At 74.7% G+C, this 14,677-nt stretch carries 13 protein-coding genes; 5 read left to right on the top strand and 8 right to left on the bottom strand.

The genetic code is table 11. The features are described 5' to 3' along the window. Positions 1-8: 8 nt before the first annotated feature. The 3 genes from ACZLKG_RS09365 to ACZLKG_RS09355 form a co-directional block, all read right to left on the bottom strand. A complete protein-coding gene (locus ACZLKG_RS09365; RefSeq protein ID WP_463648577.1) occupies positions 9-1,487 on the bottom strand; it encodes a CAP domain-containing protein in 1,479 nt (492 codons plus the stop codon). 249 nt (positions 1,488-1,736) lie between these two features. Then, entirely contained in the window at positions 1,737-2,633 is an 897-nt protein-coding gene (locus ACZLKG_RS09360) for a dihydrodipicolinate synthase family protein (RefSeq protein WP_425714848.1), read from the bottom strand. Between the two features lie 93 nt (positions 2,634-2,726). After that, on the bottom strand, positions 2,727-4,238 hold the full coding sequence (locus tag ACZLKG_RS09355) for a CYTH and CHAD domain-containing protein (RefSeq protein WP_463648576.1): 1,512 nt from the start codon (positions 4,236-4,238) through the stop codon (positions 2,727-2,729). A 216-nt stretch (positions 4,239-4,454) separates the two neighbouring features. On the opposite strand from ACZLKG_RS09355, the gene ACZLKG_RS09350 reads away from it, so the two are divergent. Continuing rightward, complete coding sequence (locus tag ACZLKG_RS09350; RefSeq protein WP_425709285.1) at positions 4,455-5,300, top strand: hypothetical protein; 846 nt, start codon at positions 4,455-4,457, stop codon at positions 5,298-5,300. A gap of 71 nt (positions 5,301-5,371) precedes the next feature. Here ACZLKG_RS09350 and ACZLKG_RS09345 read toward each other — a convergent pair whose 3' ends face one another. The 4 genes from ACZLKG_RS09345 to ACZLKG_RS09330 form a co-directional block, all read right to left on the bottom strand. Then, entirely contained in the window at positions 5,372-5,971 is a 600-nt protein-coding gene (locus ACZLKG_RS09345) for a response regulator (RefSeq protein WP_425709286.1), read from the bottom strand. A 53-nt stretch (positions 5,972-6,024) separates the two neighbouring features. Then, complete coding sequence (locus ACZLKG_RS09340; RefSeq protein WP_463648575.1) at positions 6,025-7,392, bottom strand: sensor histidine kinase; 1,368 nt, start codon at positions 7,390-7,392, stop codon at positions 6,025-6,027. 5 nt (positions 7,393-7,397) lie between these two features. Beyond that, entirely contained in the window at positions 7,398-8,597 is a 1,200-nt protein-coding gene (locus ACZLKG_RS09335; protein WP_425709288.1) for a DUF418 domain-containing protein, read from the bottom strand. A gap of 123 nt (positions 8,598-8,720) precedes the next feature. Then, a complete protein-coding gene (locus tag ACZLKG_RS09330) occupies positions 8,721-9,278 on the bottom strand; it encodes a Uma2 family endonuclease (RefSeq protein ID WP_425709289.1) in 558 nt (185 codons plus the stop codon). A 208-nt stretch (positions 9,279-9,486) separates the two neighbouring features. Here ACZLKG_RS09330 and ACZLKG_RS09325 point away from each other — a divergent pair, with 208 nt between their 5' ends. From ACZLKG_RS09325 to ACZLKG_RS09310, 4 genes are all read left to right on the top strand, one after another. Continuing rightward, entirely contained in the window at positions 9,487-10,083 is a 597-nt protein-coding gene (locus tag ACZLKG_RS09325) for a phosphoribosylanthranilate isomerase (RefSeq protein WP_425714681.1), read from the top strand. 120 nt (positions 10,084-10,203) lie between these two features. After that, a complete protein-coding gene (locus ACZLKG_RS09320; protein WP_425709291.1) occupies positions 10,204-10,575 on the top strand; it encodes a YciI family protein in 372 nt (123 codons plus the stop codon). Then, the gene (locus tag ACZLKG_RS09315; protein WP_463648574.1) at positions 10,563-11,822 is read left to right on the top strand and encodes an RNA polymerase sigma factor; all 1,260 of its coding nucleotides are present in this window, start codon (positions 10,563-10,565) and stop codon (positions 11,820-11,822) included. The genes ACZLKG_RS09320 and ACZLKG_RS09315 overlap by 13 nt, the downstream gene beginning before the upstream one ends. A gap of 225 nt (positions 11,823-12,047) precedes the next feature. Next, entirely contained in the window at positions 12,048-12,812 is a 765-nt protein-coding gene (locus ACZLKG_RS09310; RefSeq protein WP_463648573.1) for a hypothetical protein, read from the top strand. A 153-nt stretch (positions 12,813-12,965) separates the two neighbouring features. Here the strand turns inward: ACZLKG_RS09310 and ACZLKG_RS09305 are convergent, their stop codons facing one another. Beyond that, positions 12,966-14,675 (bottom strand): hypothetical protein, encoded by a 1,710-nt coding sequence (locus tag ACZLKG_RS09305; RefSeq protein ID WP_425709294.1) that lies wholly within the window; start codon positions 14,673-14,675, stop codon positions 12,966-12,968. Between the last annotated feature and the right edge of the window lie 2 nt (positions 14,676-14,677).

The following is a 14,677-nucleotide window of genomic DNA, read 5'->3' as shown; positions in this document are numbered from 1 at the left end:
AGCGTGGATCAGCGGGTCTGCTCGATGCGGACGACCCCGAGGCTGTCCGCGCCGTCGCCGTCCCAGTCGCCGAACGCGGCGACGTCGCCGTCGCGCCCGTAGCGGGTCTCGATCACCTCGGCGTCGGAGGCCATCTCGTTCGTCACGAAGAAGTCGGCGCCACGCTGGAGGGCGAGGCTGTCCGCGCCGTCGCCGTCCCAGTCGCCCACGAGGACGAGGTCACCGTCGCGGCCGAGCGAGATCTCGCCGTCCACGCCTGCGCCGGTCGGATCGTTCGTCCAGATGACGTCGGAGCCGCGTCGGATGCCGAACGTGTCCGTGCCGTCGCCGTCGAAGTCGCCCACGAGGAGCGTGTCCCCGTCGGCACCGAAGGCGGCGAGCTCGATCTCGCCCGGGTTCTCGAGGTCGTTGATGATCTGCAGGACGTTGCCGTCACGGACCGCGAACGTGTCCGTGCCGTCGCCGTCGAAGTCGCCCTGGACGATCTCGTCGCCCGGCTCCCCGAGCCGGACGACCTGCTCGGCGGGGCCGGTGCCGAGGGTGTTCGTCAGGTGGATCTCGTTCCCGCGGCGCACGGCGATCGAGTCGGACCCGTCGCCGTCCCAGTCGCCGACGAAGATCTCGTCGCCCTCGACGCCGTAGAGGAAGCTGTGCGCGGCGTCGCCGGCGAGCTCGTCCGAGAGCAGGAAGCGCGGCGTGCCGGGCAGCTGCTCGGGCTCGGGCTCGGGGGCCGGCTCCGGCTCGGTGCGCGCGGCGTCGCGGGAGGCGGCGTCCGCCTCGCGCGCGGCATCGGCGTCCGGGGCCACCTGGTCGTTCTGCGCCTCGGTCTCGTCCTGCGGCTGCGCCTCGGGCTGGGGCGCGGTCTCGGGCTCCGGGGCCGGCTCCGCGGGCGCGGGCTCGGCCGGCGCGGGGGTCGAGCCGCCGGGGCCGCCGCCCGGGTAGGTGGCGAAGTTCTGGGTGGCGAACACGCGTCCGTCCCCCGAGACCGCCACGCCGACGCCGAAGTGCGTGTAGGACCCCGTGAGCAGGATGTTGTTGTGCACCGGCGAGTTGCGCCACTGGCTCATGAAGTAGTCGGCCTGGTGGTCCGGGTAGATGCCCCAGGACAGGATCTCCGAGGTGCCGGTCGATCCGGCGGGCACGGCCGACCGGCCGTAGTCCCCGCGGTGGACCATCGAGCCGATGCTCGCCTGGTGGTTGGACCAGGACTGCGCGACCGAGTCGATGGACCCGGTGCGCGTGAGCTGGGACAGGCCGTTGGCGGCGCGGTAGGCGTTGGTCTGGGCGGCGATCGCGTTGGCGACCTGGTTCTGCCAGCCGGCGTCGGTGCGGATGACGGGGCTGACGGTGCGGACGCCCGAGGGCGCCTCGGCCGCCTGGGCGGTCGTGACGGTCGCGCTCGCGGCGGCGACGGTCAGGAGTGCGGTGGCGACCCGGGGGGCGAGGGTGCGGCGCCGGGCGTGGCGGCCGCGCGGGGGTGCAAACACGTCGGTCGGTTCTCCTTGTTATCGGAACGTGACCGCGTGAGACTAAGTCGTTACCATCGGTCACGTCGAGAACCTGTGTGACATCTCACCTCTTCCGGGCGGGGGCTCACCGAAGGCGTCAAGTTGCCTCCGCGCCGCCGCCCGGACAGCTGCACAAGCTCAGTGCCAACCCATGGTGACCGGAGCCCGATCGGTCCTGCCTCTGGGTGACGTCGTTCTCGTCTCGTGCGGAGGCCGCTTCCCGCGCTGCTACCGGCCGAGCCCGAGCCCGTCGACGACGTCGGCCACCCGCGCCCGTTGAGCGCGGGTGAGGGCCCGGATCGGCAGCGGTAGGCACCAGCCCGGGACGAGGCCGAGGTGCTGGGCGATCGCCGCGGAGACCCGGGCGCTCCCGCCGAGCTCGGGGAGGAGCTCCCAGAGCGGTGCGAGGCGTGCCGACTCCGCGGCCGCCTCCTCCGGACGCCCGGCCTGCACGGCCCTGGTGATCGTGAGCATCGGAGCGGGAAGCGTGCCTCCGACCGCGGTGTACCAGGCGTCGCACCCGGCAACGAGCCCGGCGGCCCCCAGGGCGTCGCCGGAGACCCCGACGGTGACGTGATCGGGGACGGCCGTGCGGATCGCGTCGACGTGCCGACGGGCCTGAGCGGGATCCGCGGGCACGCCGGGGATCTTGATCGACGCGATACCGGGTAGTGCGGCGACGCGGGCGTAGAGCTCGGTGGTGAAGGTGAACCGTGTGGTCGTGGGGTTGTCGTACACGACCACCGGCAGGTCCGTGTGCTCGGTGACGGTGCGGAACAGCTCGAGCACGTCGTCGTCGGTCAGCGGCTGGTACGTCATCGGCGCCAGCAGCACTCCTGCCGCACCCGCCTGCTCGGCGCTGTCGACGTGCGTGAGCACCTGCGAGGTGCGCAGCGCCCCCACCCCCACGAGCACCGGGACGTCCCGGGCGTGCGCGACGGCGAGCCGGGCCACCCGCGCCCGCTCCTCGGGGTCGAGGTAGGCGTAGGAGCCGGTAGAGCCGAGGGCGGTGATCGAGTCCACGCCCGCGTCGACGAGGCGCTCGACGAGTCCGGCGAACGCGGCCTCGTCGAGGTGGTCGTCCGCGAGCGGCGTGAGGGGGAAGGCGCTCAGGCCCGTGAACATGCTCGACTGCCTCTTCTCGTCGTCGTGGTGGTCGTGGTCGTGATCGCGGCCGGATGCCACGCCGGGCCGAGCTCGACCCGGCCGTCGGCCACGCTAGACCGTGGGTGACCCGGCCGTGAGGCGGGCGTGGCGCTTGCGGGCCCTGCGCAGCGCCCGCTCGCCGTGCTCGATCTCGCCCGTGAGCAGCAGCCCGTACGCGAACGTGTCCTCGCCCTTCTTCCGTGCCCTGCGCGCGCAGTCGAGGAGGTGCTCCTGCAGCATGACGGAGTCCCGGTGCGTGCCCAGGCGTTTCTGGACGGCGTGCGCCTCGGCCACGAGGTCGGACAGCTCGGGATCGAGCTCGGTACCGTTCTCGTCCTGCACGGCCACGACGGCGTAGCGCAGCCGCTTGGCCTCCTTGCGCACGTCGTGCAGGAGCTCGAGGCGCCGGTCGTCGTCCGTCTCCGCGTCCGCCTGCTCGACCAGGTCGGTGATGACGTCGACCTGCGCCCGACCGAGCCCCGCCAGCGTGCTCGCCACCGCCCCCTGCGCCGCGTCGTCCGGGGAGGCGTCCCGCCGCACGGGGACCTCGCGCGCGAACCGCTCGATCCGCTCGAGGTCGGCCCAGTGTGCGGGTCCGGCCATCGCCGAGAGAAGCGCGCGATGCGCCTTGTCATAGTTGGCCGCGCGGGTCCGGCGCAGCCGCCGCCGTGCCTTGCGGGGGACCAGGTCCGCCACGGCACCCTCCGCCCCTCCGGGCAGGTCGGCGAGCCGGGCGTCGAGCGACTCGCGCAGCACCTCCGCGTCGCGGGCGGACGCGAGCGCCCGGCCGAGGCCCTTGAGGATGGCCGAGACCTCCTTCGCGGCCCCCGGCTCGAGCAGCGGTGCGTAGACCTGGACGATCGAGCGCAGCGTCCGAGCGGCGACCCGCATGCGATGGACGGAGTCCGGCACGTCGCACCGCACGAGCGGGTCCCAGCCGACGAGGATCGACACCTGGGCGGACAGCGCAGTCGACAGGGTCGCGGCCAGGTCGCCGGTCCGCCCCCCGGCCGCGGCCCCGCGCCGGACGGGCCGACCCCCGGCGGCCTGGATCTCGTCGTCGAGCGCCTCGAGCAGCTCGGCGTCGTCCGACGTCACCGACCACTCGCGGGACGACGTCGTCGTCGTGCCCTGCGTGGCGCTCCCGACCACGTCGTCGTCGAACGTCGCGAGGACCCGTCCGCCGGGGTCGAGGACGTCGACCGGTGAGCGTCGCACGGCGCGTGCCGCGACGACGTCCACCTCGCGCCCGCGCAGCAGCGCCTGCAGTGCGTCGGTGACCTCGTCGGTGACCTCCCCGTCCTGGTCCGGGTCGACCAGCACGAGGTGCCCCCCGCGGTGCGGGACCTCGACGGCGAGCGTCGTGGCGCCGTCGAAGGTCCGGCGCAGCGCCGCCCCGTGCGTCGCCAGGACCCCGTCCTCACCCGCCAGGGTCCCGTCGGGCGTGTCGAGGAGCTCCTCGTGGACGAGGACCGTCGGGCCCGCGCGCAGCCGGTCCACCCCTGGTACGCGAGGCCGCGCCGGGAGCGGGGTGTCCTCCGCGACGTCGTACCGCCTGATCCGTCCCGCGATCGTCAGGGCCATGGTCCAGGCTATGCGCCGCCCGGTCCGGTCGGTCCAGGTGCGGGGAGGAGGGCCACGCCTGGGCCCACGCGAGCGGCAGCATGCGGAAGTGCGGCAGGCACGGTGGATCCTGCGGGACGTGCTGGCAGGATCCCGCTAGCGTCGCCGTGAGGGCCCGCGGCGCGCGAGACGGCACCGCCGCCTGCGGTCGTTGCCGGCAGCGCTGACGGAGGACGGATGGCCAGGAGACGGACACCCCCGCCGGGCGACGCGCGCACGGGCGGCCACCTGCGCCTGGTCGGCGGGACCGACCTGGTGCCCCCGCCCGAGCTGTCCGTGCGCGGCCCGTACGGGCTGCCCACGGTGCTGCTCGGTCCCGGCCTGCCCGAGCTCCTCGACGACGTCGCGCTGCCGGACGAGGCCCGGACCTGGCCGAGCCCCGAGGAGGAGGCGGCGCTGCTCACCACCTCGAGGGCGGTCCGGTGGGCGCGGCAGCTGCTCGACCTGCTGGGGCAGGGCCGGCCGACCACGCGGACCGGGGCACTGCGACGTGGCGACACCGAGGAGGCCGCCGAGCTGCTCGGCATCAGGACGTGGAACGAACCCAGGAGCTCGATGTGGGACGTCCTCGAGCTGTCGGTCGTGTGGTCGGCGCTCGTGGGCTCGGGCGCCGTCACACTCGCCGCCACCCGCGCCCGCCCCGGCCTGCCGGTCCTCGTCCGTGGCCCCTCGATCGACGAGACGGTGCGCCGCTCCCGACTCTTCCACTCCAACGTCCTCGGTGCCTTCTTCGCCTGGCAGACCGACCCCGGGCGCGCGGCGGCCGCTCCGTCGACCGCCGTCACCCTCCTCGCGGCGGCCGGGCCGGACGGCCTGAGCGTGCCCGAGCCGCGCAGGACGACCGAGCCGAGCGACGACTGGTTCGTGTGGCTCGACCTGCTCGCGCTCGCCCGCCTCGACGTCGTCGAGCGCACGGGTGACGTCTTCCGACTGCCGCGCGCGCTCGTCCCCGCGGTGGCCGTGACCGCCGAGCGGCTCGCCGACCCGACCGGATCTCCGCTGCCGCTCGGCCGGCGGCCCTGAGCGCTGCGGCTGGGTCGGCCTGCCGGGTCTCGACGCGGGAGTGCGCCGGCGGGCGCGGGCGGCGCCACCGCTCAGAGCAGGCCGCGCCGGTAGCCCGCAGCAACGGCCGCCGCCCGGTCCGGCACCTCGAGCTTGGCGAGGATGTTCTGCACGTGCGTCTTGACGGTGGCCTCGCCGATGAACAGCGCGCGCCCGACGTCCCGGTTCGTCCGCCCCTCGGCGATCAGGGCGAGCACCTCGCTCTCGCGGGCCGAGAGCAGGGGCGGGCGCTCGGCCGCGCCGGTCCGGCCGATGACCGAGGGCGCGAGGACGGCCCGGCCGCGGACGACCTCGTGGATCGCGGCGACGATCTCCGCGCGGCTCGCGTCCTTGAGGAGGTAGCCGCGGGCGCCGGCGGCGAGGGCGGGTGCGACGTCGTCGTCGGTGTCGTACGTGGTGAGGACGAGCACCTCGGTCCCCTCGTGGTGGGCACGGACGTCCCGGACGAGGGCGACGCCGCCGCGGCCGGGCATGCGCAGGTCGGTGACGACGACGTCGACCGCGTGCCGCCGCAGCAGCGCGAGCGCCTCCTCCGCGCTCGCCGCCACGGCGACGACGCTCAGGTCGGGGGCGGCGTCGAGCTGGGCCCGCAGTCCGTCGCGGACGACCGGGTGGTCGTCGACGAGGAGCACCCGGACACGGTCCTGACCGGGGCACCCGCCCGGTGTCCGGTCGCCCGGGTCGCTCATGGGCGCGCCCCCGTCGATGCATCGGGCCACTCGGCCGCGTCCGGCCGATTCGGTGACTTCCGCGCGTCCGGTGCTGCGGGCACCGTGACGGTGATGACGGTGCCCTTGCCGGGCGTCGAGTCCACCGTCATCGTGCCCCCGGCGGTCTCGGCCCGGCCGCGCATGAACGCCAGTCCCTGGCCGGATCCCGAGCCGGAGCCGGAACCGGAGCCGGGGCCGGTGACGTTGCCCGCGCCGGCCCCGCCGTCGGATCCCACGCCCGAGCCGGAGCCTCCGTCGTCGTCCGGTGCGGGCGTGGTGCCGGTGCCGTCGTCGGCGACGTCGAGCGCGACGGCGTCGTCGAGGTAGGACAGCGTGACCCGGACCTCGGTGGCCCGGGCGTGACGCACCACGTTGCTCAGCGCCTCGCGCGCGCTGCGGACGAGGACGTCCTCAACGTCGGCGGCCACCTCCCGCTCCTCGCCGGTGACGATCATCGTGACCGGCAGCCCGTGGGTCCGCTGCACCCGCGCTGCGGACTCGGCCAGGGCGGCCGGCAGTGCCTGATGGGCCAGCGGCCCGGGTCGCAGCGCCCGCACCGAGCGACGGGCCTCGGCCAGGCCGTCCCGCGCGAGCGTGACGCTGGTCCGGACGCGCCCGCGGGCCGGGTGGTCCTCACCGAGCTCCGCGTCGAGGGCCTCGAGCTGGGCGACGACGCCGGCGAGCCCCGCGGCGAGCGTGTCGTGGATCTCGCCCGCCAGGCGGGCCCGCTCACTGGCCACCCCGGAGGACCGGGCCTCCGTGAGGAGCCGGCCCTGCAGCGAGCGGTTCTCCTCGACGCTGCGGGCGAGGTCGTCGTTGGCCGCGGCCAGCGCGGTCACCGCGGCGCGTCGGCGGGCGGACTCGTGCTCGACGGTGCGGATCGACCAGCCGGCCAGACCGGCGACGAGGCCCGCGGCGAGCGTGACGACGGTGTTCTCCACGGTCGGGGTGACGTCGCCGGGTCCGGCGATGACGACCCCGGACGTGAGCGCGACCCCGACGTACGCCCAGCGGCCCGGCAGCGCGTCGAACGCGAGCGGGAAGCACACGACGTAGAGCGGGAAGAAGTTGAACGACTGGTGGAGCAGGACCGCGCACAGCGCGACCAGCCCCACGTAGTAGACGGCGGACGGGAGGAGGCGGGTGCCGAGGATTCCCGGGCGGAGGGAGAACCACCCGGTGTGCCAGGCCATCAGCGCCACGCTCCCGCCGACGAGCACGGGCAGGTCGGCCCGGCCGGTGCCGTCGGCCAGGAGCGTGAGTACCGCCGAGGCGACGAGGAGGACGTAGGGCAGCAGGATCCAGACCCGATCGGTCCAGCTGCTGCGCGGTGCGTCCGCCATGACGGTCACCGTACGGCGGACCGCGTCGGCTGCGAAGGGACGCCGTACGTGAGCCGGCGCAGCAGCGCCTCGGCAGGACCGCGTCGACCCCGCCGGGCGAGGGCGTCAGCGCCCAGCACGGTGAGCAGCCACGCGAGCAGGGCGAGCCCACTCGCCGCGGCGGTACCGAGGTCGCCCCCGAGCCCGAGCGTCCATGCCGGCAGCAGCGCGACGAAGATGACGGACTGGGCGAGGTAGCAGCTCAGCGAGCGCTCGCCCGTGGCCCGCAGCGCATCGATCACGCGCCTGCCCGCGCCGCCGTCGCGGTCCCTGCCCAGACGGCGGGCGAGCAGCGTGACCGCCGCCGCGTACCCGAGCCCGGCGAGGACGCCGGTGAGGATGTGCAGCCACGACCAGCCGACGAGGGCGATGTCCCCCGGGGTCCACACCCGGGCGGTCGCCAGCGCCGTGCCGACCCCGCCGAGCAGCCCGACCGTGATGCCGACGCCGGCCGTGCGGCGCAGCAGAGCCAGGTGCGCCCCGGGGCGTTCGAGGATCCGGCGCCGGCCCGCCCAGACACCGACGAGCATCGGCGCACCGACGGTGAGCAGGCCGACCGGACCCATCAGCCACTCGACCGGGCGCCACACGAGCGCCTCGATCGGGTCGCCGATGGCGAACGACCACATGTGGCCGCGCTGGGTCGTCACGGCCCCGTCGGCGTAGACGAGTCCCTGGATCGCGGAGGCGACCACGAGCCAGACCACGGCCGCGCGCAGCAGCGCCCGGTCCGAGATCTGCAGGACCCCGGCGAGGACGAGACCGAGAAGCCCGTACCAGCCGAGGATGTCCCCCGAGAACCCGAGGAGGGCGTGGCCGGCGCCGAACGCGACGAGCCAGAGCGAGCGGCGGCGGAGCAGGCGCCGCACGTCGTCCTCGCCGAGCCCGCGGTCGCGCTGCCGGTCGGCGATCCGCACGAGCCCGTAGCCGAACAGCGCGGCGAAGAGCGGGTAGGCGCGGGCGTCGACGGCCAGGGCGACGACGAGGGTGACGGCGCGGTCGAGCACGCCGTCCTCGACGATGTGCTGGCGTAGCCCGTAGGGGCGGTCGTGCAGGTAGATCGCCACGTTGGCGACCGCGATGAGGGCGAGCATGAGACCGCGGGCGAGATCGGGAGCGAGCGCGCGGGCCGGTCCCGGGTCCGTGGTGGTGGTTGATCGGTCCATGCTGTCGACGCTATGGACGCGGACGCACGGCCGGATCAGCCGATCGGCGGAGGGGGCGCGGGACCGCGGCACGGGCGCACGACGCCCGCGATGGCGCAACCTCGCCAGGATCGAGTCCGGCGGTCAGTCGGGCGGGCGGACGAGCTCGGCCGGCACGACGTCGATGTCGAACGGCGCGGTGAGGTGGGCGGCCGCGGCGCCGCTCGCACTCGCGACCTCCACGTACCGGCCGTCGACGAGGTCGAGGGCGAGGATGCCCGGCTCCTGCGGGTCCACGATCCAGTACGACTCGACGCCCGACTCCTCGTACTTCGAGCGCTTGAGCACCTGGTCCTTGCGGCGTGTCGACGGCGAGAGCACCTCGACGGCCAGCCGCAGCGGCGTCGTCACGTTCGCCGGGCCGGAGTCGCCGACCCCGATGACCAGCAGGTCCGGCTGCAGGGAGGTGCGGCGGTCCGGGCGCCAGTCGAACGGGGCGAGCAGCACCTCGCACCCGGGCGGACGGGCGGCGCTGAGCAGGAGGTGCAGGTTGCCGATGGCGCGCTGGTGGGCGAGGACCGGCGCCGGGGTCACGAGGAGGATCCCGTCGAGCAGCTCGTACTGCAGGCCGTCGTCGGGGATCCGGTCGAGGTCGTCGACCGTCCACCCGTCCGTGCGCGGCATCACCGTCATGACGCTCATGGTCCTCCACCTCCGCCGTCGTGTCACTGCCCGTCATGCCACGAGCGTGGCCCGGCGGCCGAGGGTGCGTCCGTGCGCGTCCACAGGTCGCGCGGCAGGGTGGGCCGGCACGGGCCTGTGGGCACAATGGCGTCCGGCCCGCCCCGGGTCCTGCGGGGCCCGGACCGGGAGGAGCTGCGGCGTCGTCGTGCCGAGGGAGGGAGAGCCGGTGTTCGTCAAGATCTGCGGGATGCGCACGGTCGAGGACGTGCGGGAGGCCCGCGGCGCCGGCGCCGACGCGGTCGGCATCGTCGTCAGCTCGACGAGCGTCCGCGCCGTGCCGCCCGAGGACATCCCCGGGCTCGTCCGCGCAGCGGGGGGCACGACCACCGTTCTCGTCGTCCACGACCTGCCGGTCGACGACGCCGTGGCTCTCGCGCGGGACGTCGGCGTCGACGTCCTCCAGCTCCACGGGTACGGCGAGGCCGACAACCTGCGCGGTGCCGCGACCTTCCCGCGCGTGTGGCGGGCCACCTCCGGGGCCGACGGACCGACCGAGGTCCGGGCGCACGACGAGGAGGTCCTCCTCCTGGACTCGGCGACCCCGGGATCCGGGGACACGTGGGACGTCGAGGAGCTGACCTCCCCGCACGGCCGGTGGATGCTCGCCGGCGGGCTCACGCCGGACAACGTGGCCGAGATGATCTCCCGTGTCCACCCGTGGGGCGTCGACGTCTCCAGCGGCGTCGAGGTCACTCGCGGCGTCAAGGACCCCGCGCTCATCCACCGGTTCGTCGCCGCCGCGCGCAGCGTGCACGACCGGTAGTCCCCCCCCACGGCGTCGGGCCGGATCGACCGGGGTGACGATCCGGGCCCCGGCCGATCGTCATCACTGTGCGCGACCATCCTGGTTGCGTGAGACTGACGACGACGGACGGAGACGATCATGCGATTCGCACTGCTGCTGCACAACGGAGAGCCGGACCCGGGGCAGGTGTCGGACGAGGACATGGCGGACATGCAGCGCCTGTTCGGCGAGTACGCCGACGCGCTGACGCGGGCCGGCGTGCTCGTCGGCGCCGACATCCTCACCGCGCCCGGGGACGCGCGCACCGTCACGCGGCGGACGGGGGAGACACAGGTCCAGGACGGGCCGTTCGCCGAGACGAAGGAGGCGCTCGCCGGCGTGTTCGTCGTCGACGTGCCCGACGCGGACGCCGCACTGGCGTGGGCCGAGCGCTGCCCCGCCAGCTCCTACGGGACGATCGAGGTCCGCCCGGCCGCGACGTCGATCGTCGACGGGACATGGACCGCCTGAGCGCCGGCACCACCCAGGACGCGCGCGAGGTCGCGCACGACGCCGCGGCGCGCGCGGCCCGGGACGCCTACGGTCGGGTGGTCGCTCTGCTCGCCGCCGCCGACGGGGACCTCCAGGCCGCCCAGGACGCCGTCGGCGACGCCCTCGAGCGTGCCCTGCGCGCGTGGCCCGAGGGCGGGGTCCCGGACGACCCGGCAGCCTGGCTGCTCACCGTGGCCCGGAACCGGGCGCGCGACCGTTGGCGATCGGCCGAGACCCGCCTGACCGGCCCCCTCGACGACGACGTGGCGCGCCGCCTCGGCGTCGTCGAGGAGGTCGACCCCGACGCGGTCGGCGACCGGCGCCTGGAGCTCATGCTCGCGTGCGCGCACCCGGACATCGACCGGGCGGTTCGCACCCCCCTCATGCTCGACGTCGTCCTGGGGTTCACCGCCGCCCAGGTGGGCCGGGCGTTCGTGGTCCCGGGCCGGACCATGGCCACGCGGCTGACGCGGGCGAAGCGACGGCTCAAGGCCGCCGGCGTCCCGTTCGAGGTCCCCGACCGGCACGCCCTGCCCGAACGGATGGCCGCCGTGCTCGAGGCCGTGTACGGCGCCTACGTCATCGAGTGGTCCACCGGCGAGGAGCCGAGCAGGCTGCCGCCGGAGGCCCGGTACCTCGCCGAGATCGTCGCCGAGCTGGCCCCGACCGATCCCGAGGCGCGCGGGCTCGCCGCTCTCGTCCTGCTCTCCGCCGCGCGCGCGGGAGCGGGCAGCGGACCGGACGGTGAGTACGTCCCCCTCGAGCAGCAGGACCCCGGGCGTTGGGACCGTTCGCTCATCGAGCGCGCGCACGAGCACCTGCGGGCCGCCCACGCACGCGGCGTCGTCGGACGGTTCCAGCTCGAGGCGGCGATCCAGGCGGTCCACTGCGCGCGCACACCGGGCGCGGCGACCGACTGGCCGACGCTCCGACGTCTGCACCGCGCGCTCGACGAGGTCGCACCGTCGCTCGGCGCGACGACGGCGTACGCCGCCGTGCTCGGCACGACGGACGGACCGGACGTGGGACTCGCCGTGCTCGAGCGGATCGCCGACCGGGCCGGCGGGTACCAGCCCGCCTGGGTCGTGCGTGCCCACCTGCTCCGGCTGGCCGGCCGCACCGACGAGGCCGTGGTCGCGTACGAGCGGGCGATCGCGCTCACGCACGCGCCCGCGGAACGCCGCCACCTCCAGCGCCGCCTCGCCACGGCGACAACCTCGGACTGATCCCCTCCCTTCGCCGAGATCGCGTGCGACCTCGTGCGACAGACGGCGGGACTCCTCAGGTGCTCCCTGGGGGCAGGTCCGGGGACACCTGCCCCCCATCCGCTCCGGCCGTCCGTACCCGACGGCAGCTAGCGTGTCGGCCCCGGCCGCCGAGCATCGGCGGCCCGACGGGGGAGGAGATCGAACGTGCGAGTGGAGCTGCAGCCGCGACATCGGTGGATCGGCATGATCGTCTTCGGGGTGATCTTCACGCTCCTGGGTCTGGTCGCGGCCGTCGCGGCGCTGGTGGTGATGAGCGAGACGAGTGATCGGCTCGCCGTCGGATTCATCGCCGTGCTGTTCCTCGTCGTGGGCGTGACCGCACTCGCCTTCGCGCCGCGCGCCAGGCGCGAGATGGGGGCCAAGGGTGCCGGCGACCTCAGGCCGGCGGCCCCGGACCCGGTCGTCCAGGAGCCCGACACGCCGTGGCCGCTCGCCGCGGTCGCTGCCGCGCTGGCCCACGAGCTGCGGGACACCCCGTACGTCGTCGCCCACAACGACGAGGTGATCCACGTGCGCTGGGACCTGCAGGACCGGTCCTGGTGGGTGCTCGCCCAGCGGAACGGGACGAACCGCGTCTTCGAGACCCGCCTGGTCATGGCCGGTCCTGGCAAGGTCACGCGTTCCGACCACTACTACGCCCTCGACTGGCAGGCGGGCGCGCCGGTCGTCGGCGCGCTCAGGGGCAGCAGCGGCGGCGGCCGGGTCTGGCGCTTCGAGAAGCGTGTCGAGCTCGGGACGAGCACCGACGGCGCGCCGACGCCCGTGGACTACACGTTGAACACCGCCGACCTCAACACCCCGCTGCAGGCGGTCCTCGACCGCGCAGGATGGACCAAGCCGAAGCTGGGTGCCGAGGCCAAGGGTGCACTCATCGTCGGCCTGATCGGCGCCTCCGCCGTCGTCATCGTGCCGATCGTGTTCCTCGTCCAGTGGTTGACGGGTCGGTAACCACCTCTGGCCGGTTCGGCGAGCGAGCGGTTCCGCGCCGTCGGGCCCACGCCTGCGGGCACGGCACGGCCGCCGGGCCCGCCCCGGTGGTGTGGATCCCCACCGGGGCTGGCCCGACGCCGTGCGCCGCGCTCGGACGCGAGGGCTGTCGGGTCAGACCTGCCCGAGCCTCCGCATCAGCAGCCCGACGACGATGAGCGCACCGGCGAGCCCGGTCAGCAGGAGCGTCGCTCCGGCGCCGGTCTCCGGCAGCTCGTGCACCGGCGCACCGGCGTCCGTAGGTCCAGGAGCCCCGGCGGGGGCGGGAGCCTGCGGCGCACCGAGCTCGACGACGACGGGCGTGGTGCCGTCGACACCCGGGTCAGTGCCCGGGTCCGTGCCCGGAACCGTCGGGTCCACCGGGTCGGTCGGGTCCACCGGGTCAGTGGGGTCCACCGGGTCAGTGGGGTCCACCGGGTCGGTCGGGTCCACCGGGTCGGTCGGGTCCACCGGCTCAGGCGTCGTGCCCTCGTCGACGATCTCGGTGTCGCCGATGATCGTCACGGTCGGGTCGCCGAGGTCGATCGGCACAGTGACCGGCAGCGTGATGACGTTCCCGGCCAGGATGTCCTCGAGCAGCGATCCGGTGGAGCCCTGCTCGGACGGCGTGGTCACGTCCACCTCGGAGACCGGGGCGGCCGGCGCAGCCGGGGCCTCGGTCCTATCGACGGTCGTGTCACCGATCAGCGTCAGCGTGATGTCGCCGACGTCGACGGGGATGGTCACCGGTGCGGTGACCGTGTTGTCCGCGGCCACGTCCTCGGCGACGCCGTCGCCGAGGAGGTCGCCCAGGAGGCCACCGTCGAGCAGTCCGTCCGAGCCGTCCGTCGGGGCGGTACCGGTCGCTGCGTCGGCCGTGTTCACCGTGGTGGTCGAGGTGGGTGCCTCGGTGGGTGCGGCGTCCTGGGTGGAGTCGATCGTCGTGTCGCCGAGGACGCTGGCGGTGATGTCGCCGACGTCGACGGGGATGGTCACCGGTGCGGTGACCGTGTTGTCCGCGACGACGTCCGTGACGGCCGCGTCGTCGGTCGAGCCCTGCCCGCCCGGGGCGTCCACGGTGGTGGTCGAGGTGGGTGCCTCGGTGGGTGCGGCGTCCTGGGTGGAGTCGATCGTCGTGTCGCCGAGGACGCTGGCGGTGATGTCGCCGACGTCGACGGGGATGGTCACCGGTGCGGTGACCGAGTTGTCCGCCGCCACGTCCTCGGCGACGCCGTCGCCGAGGAGCTCGTCGCCGACGATCTCCTCGACGATCCCGTCGTCACCGGTCGGCTCCTCGGGCGACGGAGCAGTGTCCTCGGCAACCGGGGCCGGGGACTCGGCGGGGGCGGACACCGAGGTCTGCGACGTCGGTGCCGCGACGGCCGTCTCGACGGCCATCGCCTCGTCGACATCGGTCGAGCCGCCGGCCGTGACTGTCGGGTCGCCGGCGGTGACCGGCGCCGTGATCGGCAGCGTGGCTGTGTTGTCCGCGACGACGTCGAGTGCGAGCGGCTCGTCCGGGTCGGCCGGCGGCGGCGAGGGATCGTCCGCGGGCGCCGGCGCAGTCGTGACGTCGACCGTCGAGGTCGGGGCCGGCTCGGGCGCCGGCACCTCCTGCGAGTCGACGTCCGTGTCGCCGAGGACGCTGGCGGTGATGTCGCCGACGTCGACGGGGATGGTCACCGGTGCGGTGACCGTGTTGTCGGCGACGACGTCCTCGACGAGGCCGTCGAGCGAGAGGTCGTCCGTCCGGCTGTCGTCGGCCTGGGCCGCTGCGGCCCCTGCGACGAGCAGCCCGCCCGAGAGCACCGTGGCTCTCAGCGCATGGCGAAGCAATGCATGCATGA

Source organism: Georgenia sp. Z2081 (assembly GCF_055326445.1).
The sequence above is the reverse complement of the archived record's forward strand: the minus strand, read 5'-3'. Positions and strand labels throughout refer to the sequence as shown.

Excerpts from the sequence above, each read along its gene's own strand:
- ACZLKG_RS09350 (WP_425709285.1), top strand. The coding sequence starts at position 4,455 with ATGGCCAGGAGACGGACACCCCCGCCGGGCGACGCGCGCACGGGCGGC.
- ACZLKG_RS09355 (WP_463648576.1), bottom strand. The coding sequence starts at position 4,238 with ATGGCCCTGACGATCGCGGGACGGATCAGGCGGTACGACGTCGCGGAG.
- ACZLKG_RS09340 (WP_463648575.1), bottom strand. The coding sequence starts at position 7,392 with ATGGCGGACGCACCGCGCAGCAGCTGGACCGATCGGGTCTGGATCCTG.
- ACZLKG_RS09320 (WP_425709291.1), top strand. The coding sequence starts at position 10,204 with ATGCGATTCGCACTGCTGCTGCACAACGGAGAGCCGGACCCGGGGCAG.
- ACZLKG_RS09315 (WP_463648574.1), top strand. The coding sequence starts at position 10,563 with ATGGACCGCCTGAGCGCCGGCACCACCCAGGACGCGCGCGAGGTCGCG.
- ACZLKG_RS09305 (WP_425709294.1), bottom strand. The coding sequence starts at position 14,675 with ATGCATGCATTGCTTCGCCATGCGCTGAGAGCCACGGTGCTCTCGGGC.
- ACZLKG_RS09360 (WP_425714848.1), bottom strand. The coding sequence starts at position 2,633 with ATGTTCACGGGCCTGAGCGCCTTCCCCCTCACGCCGCTCGCGGACGAC.
- ACZLKG_RS09310 (WP_463648573.1), top strand. The coding sequence starts at position 12,048 with ATGATCGTCTTCGGGGTGATCTTCACGCTCCTGGGTCTGGTCGCGGCC.
- ACZLKG_RS09335 (WP_425709288.1), bottom strand. The coding sequence starts at position 8,597 with ATGGACCGATCAACCACCACCACGGACCCGGGACCGGCCCGCGCGCTC.
- ACZLKG_RS09330 (WP_425709289.1), bottom strand. The coding sequence starts at position 9,278 with ATGAGCGTCATGACGGTGATGCCGCGCACGGACGGGTGGACGGTCGAC.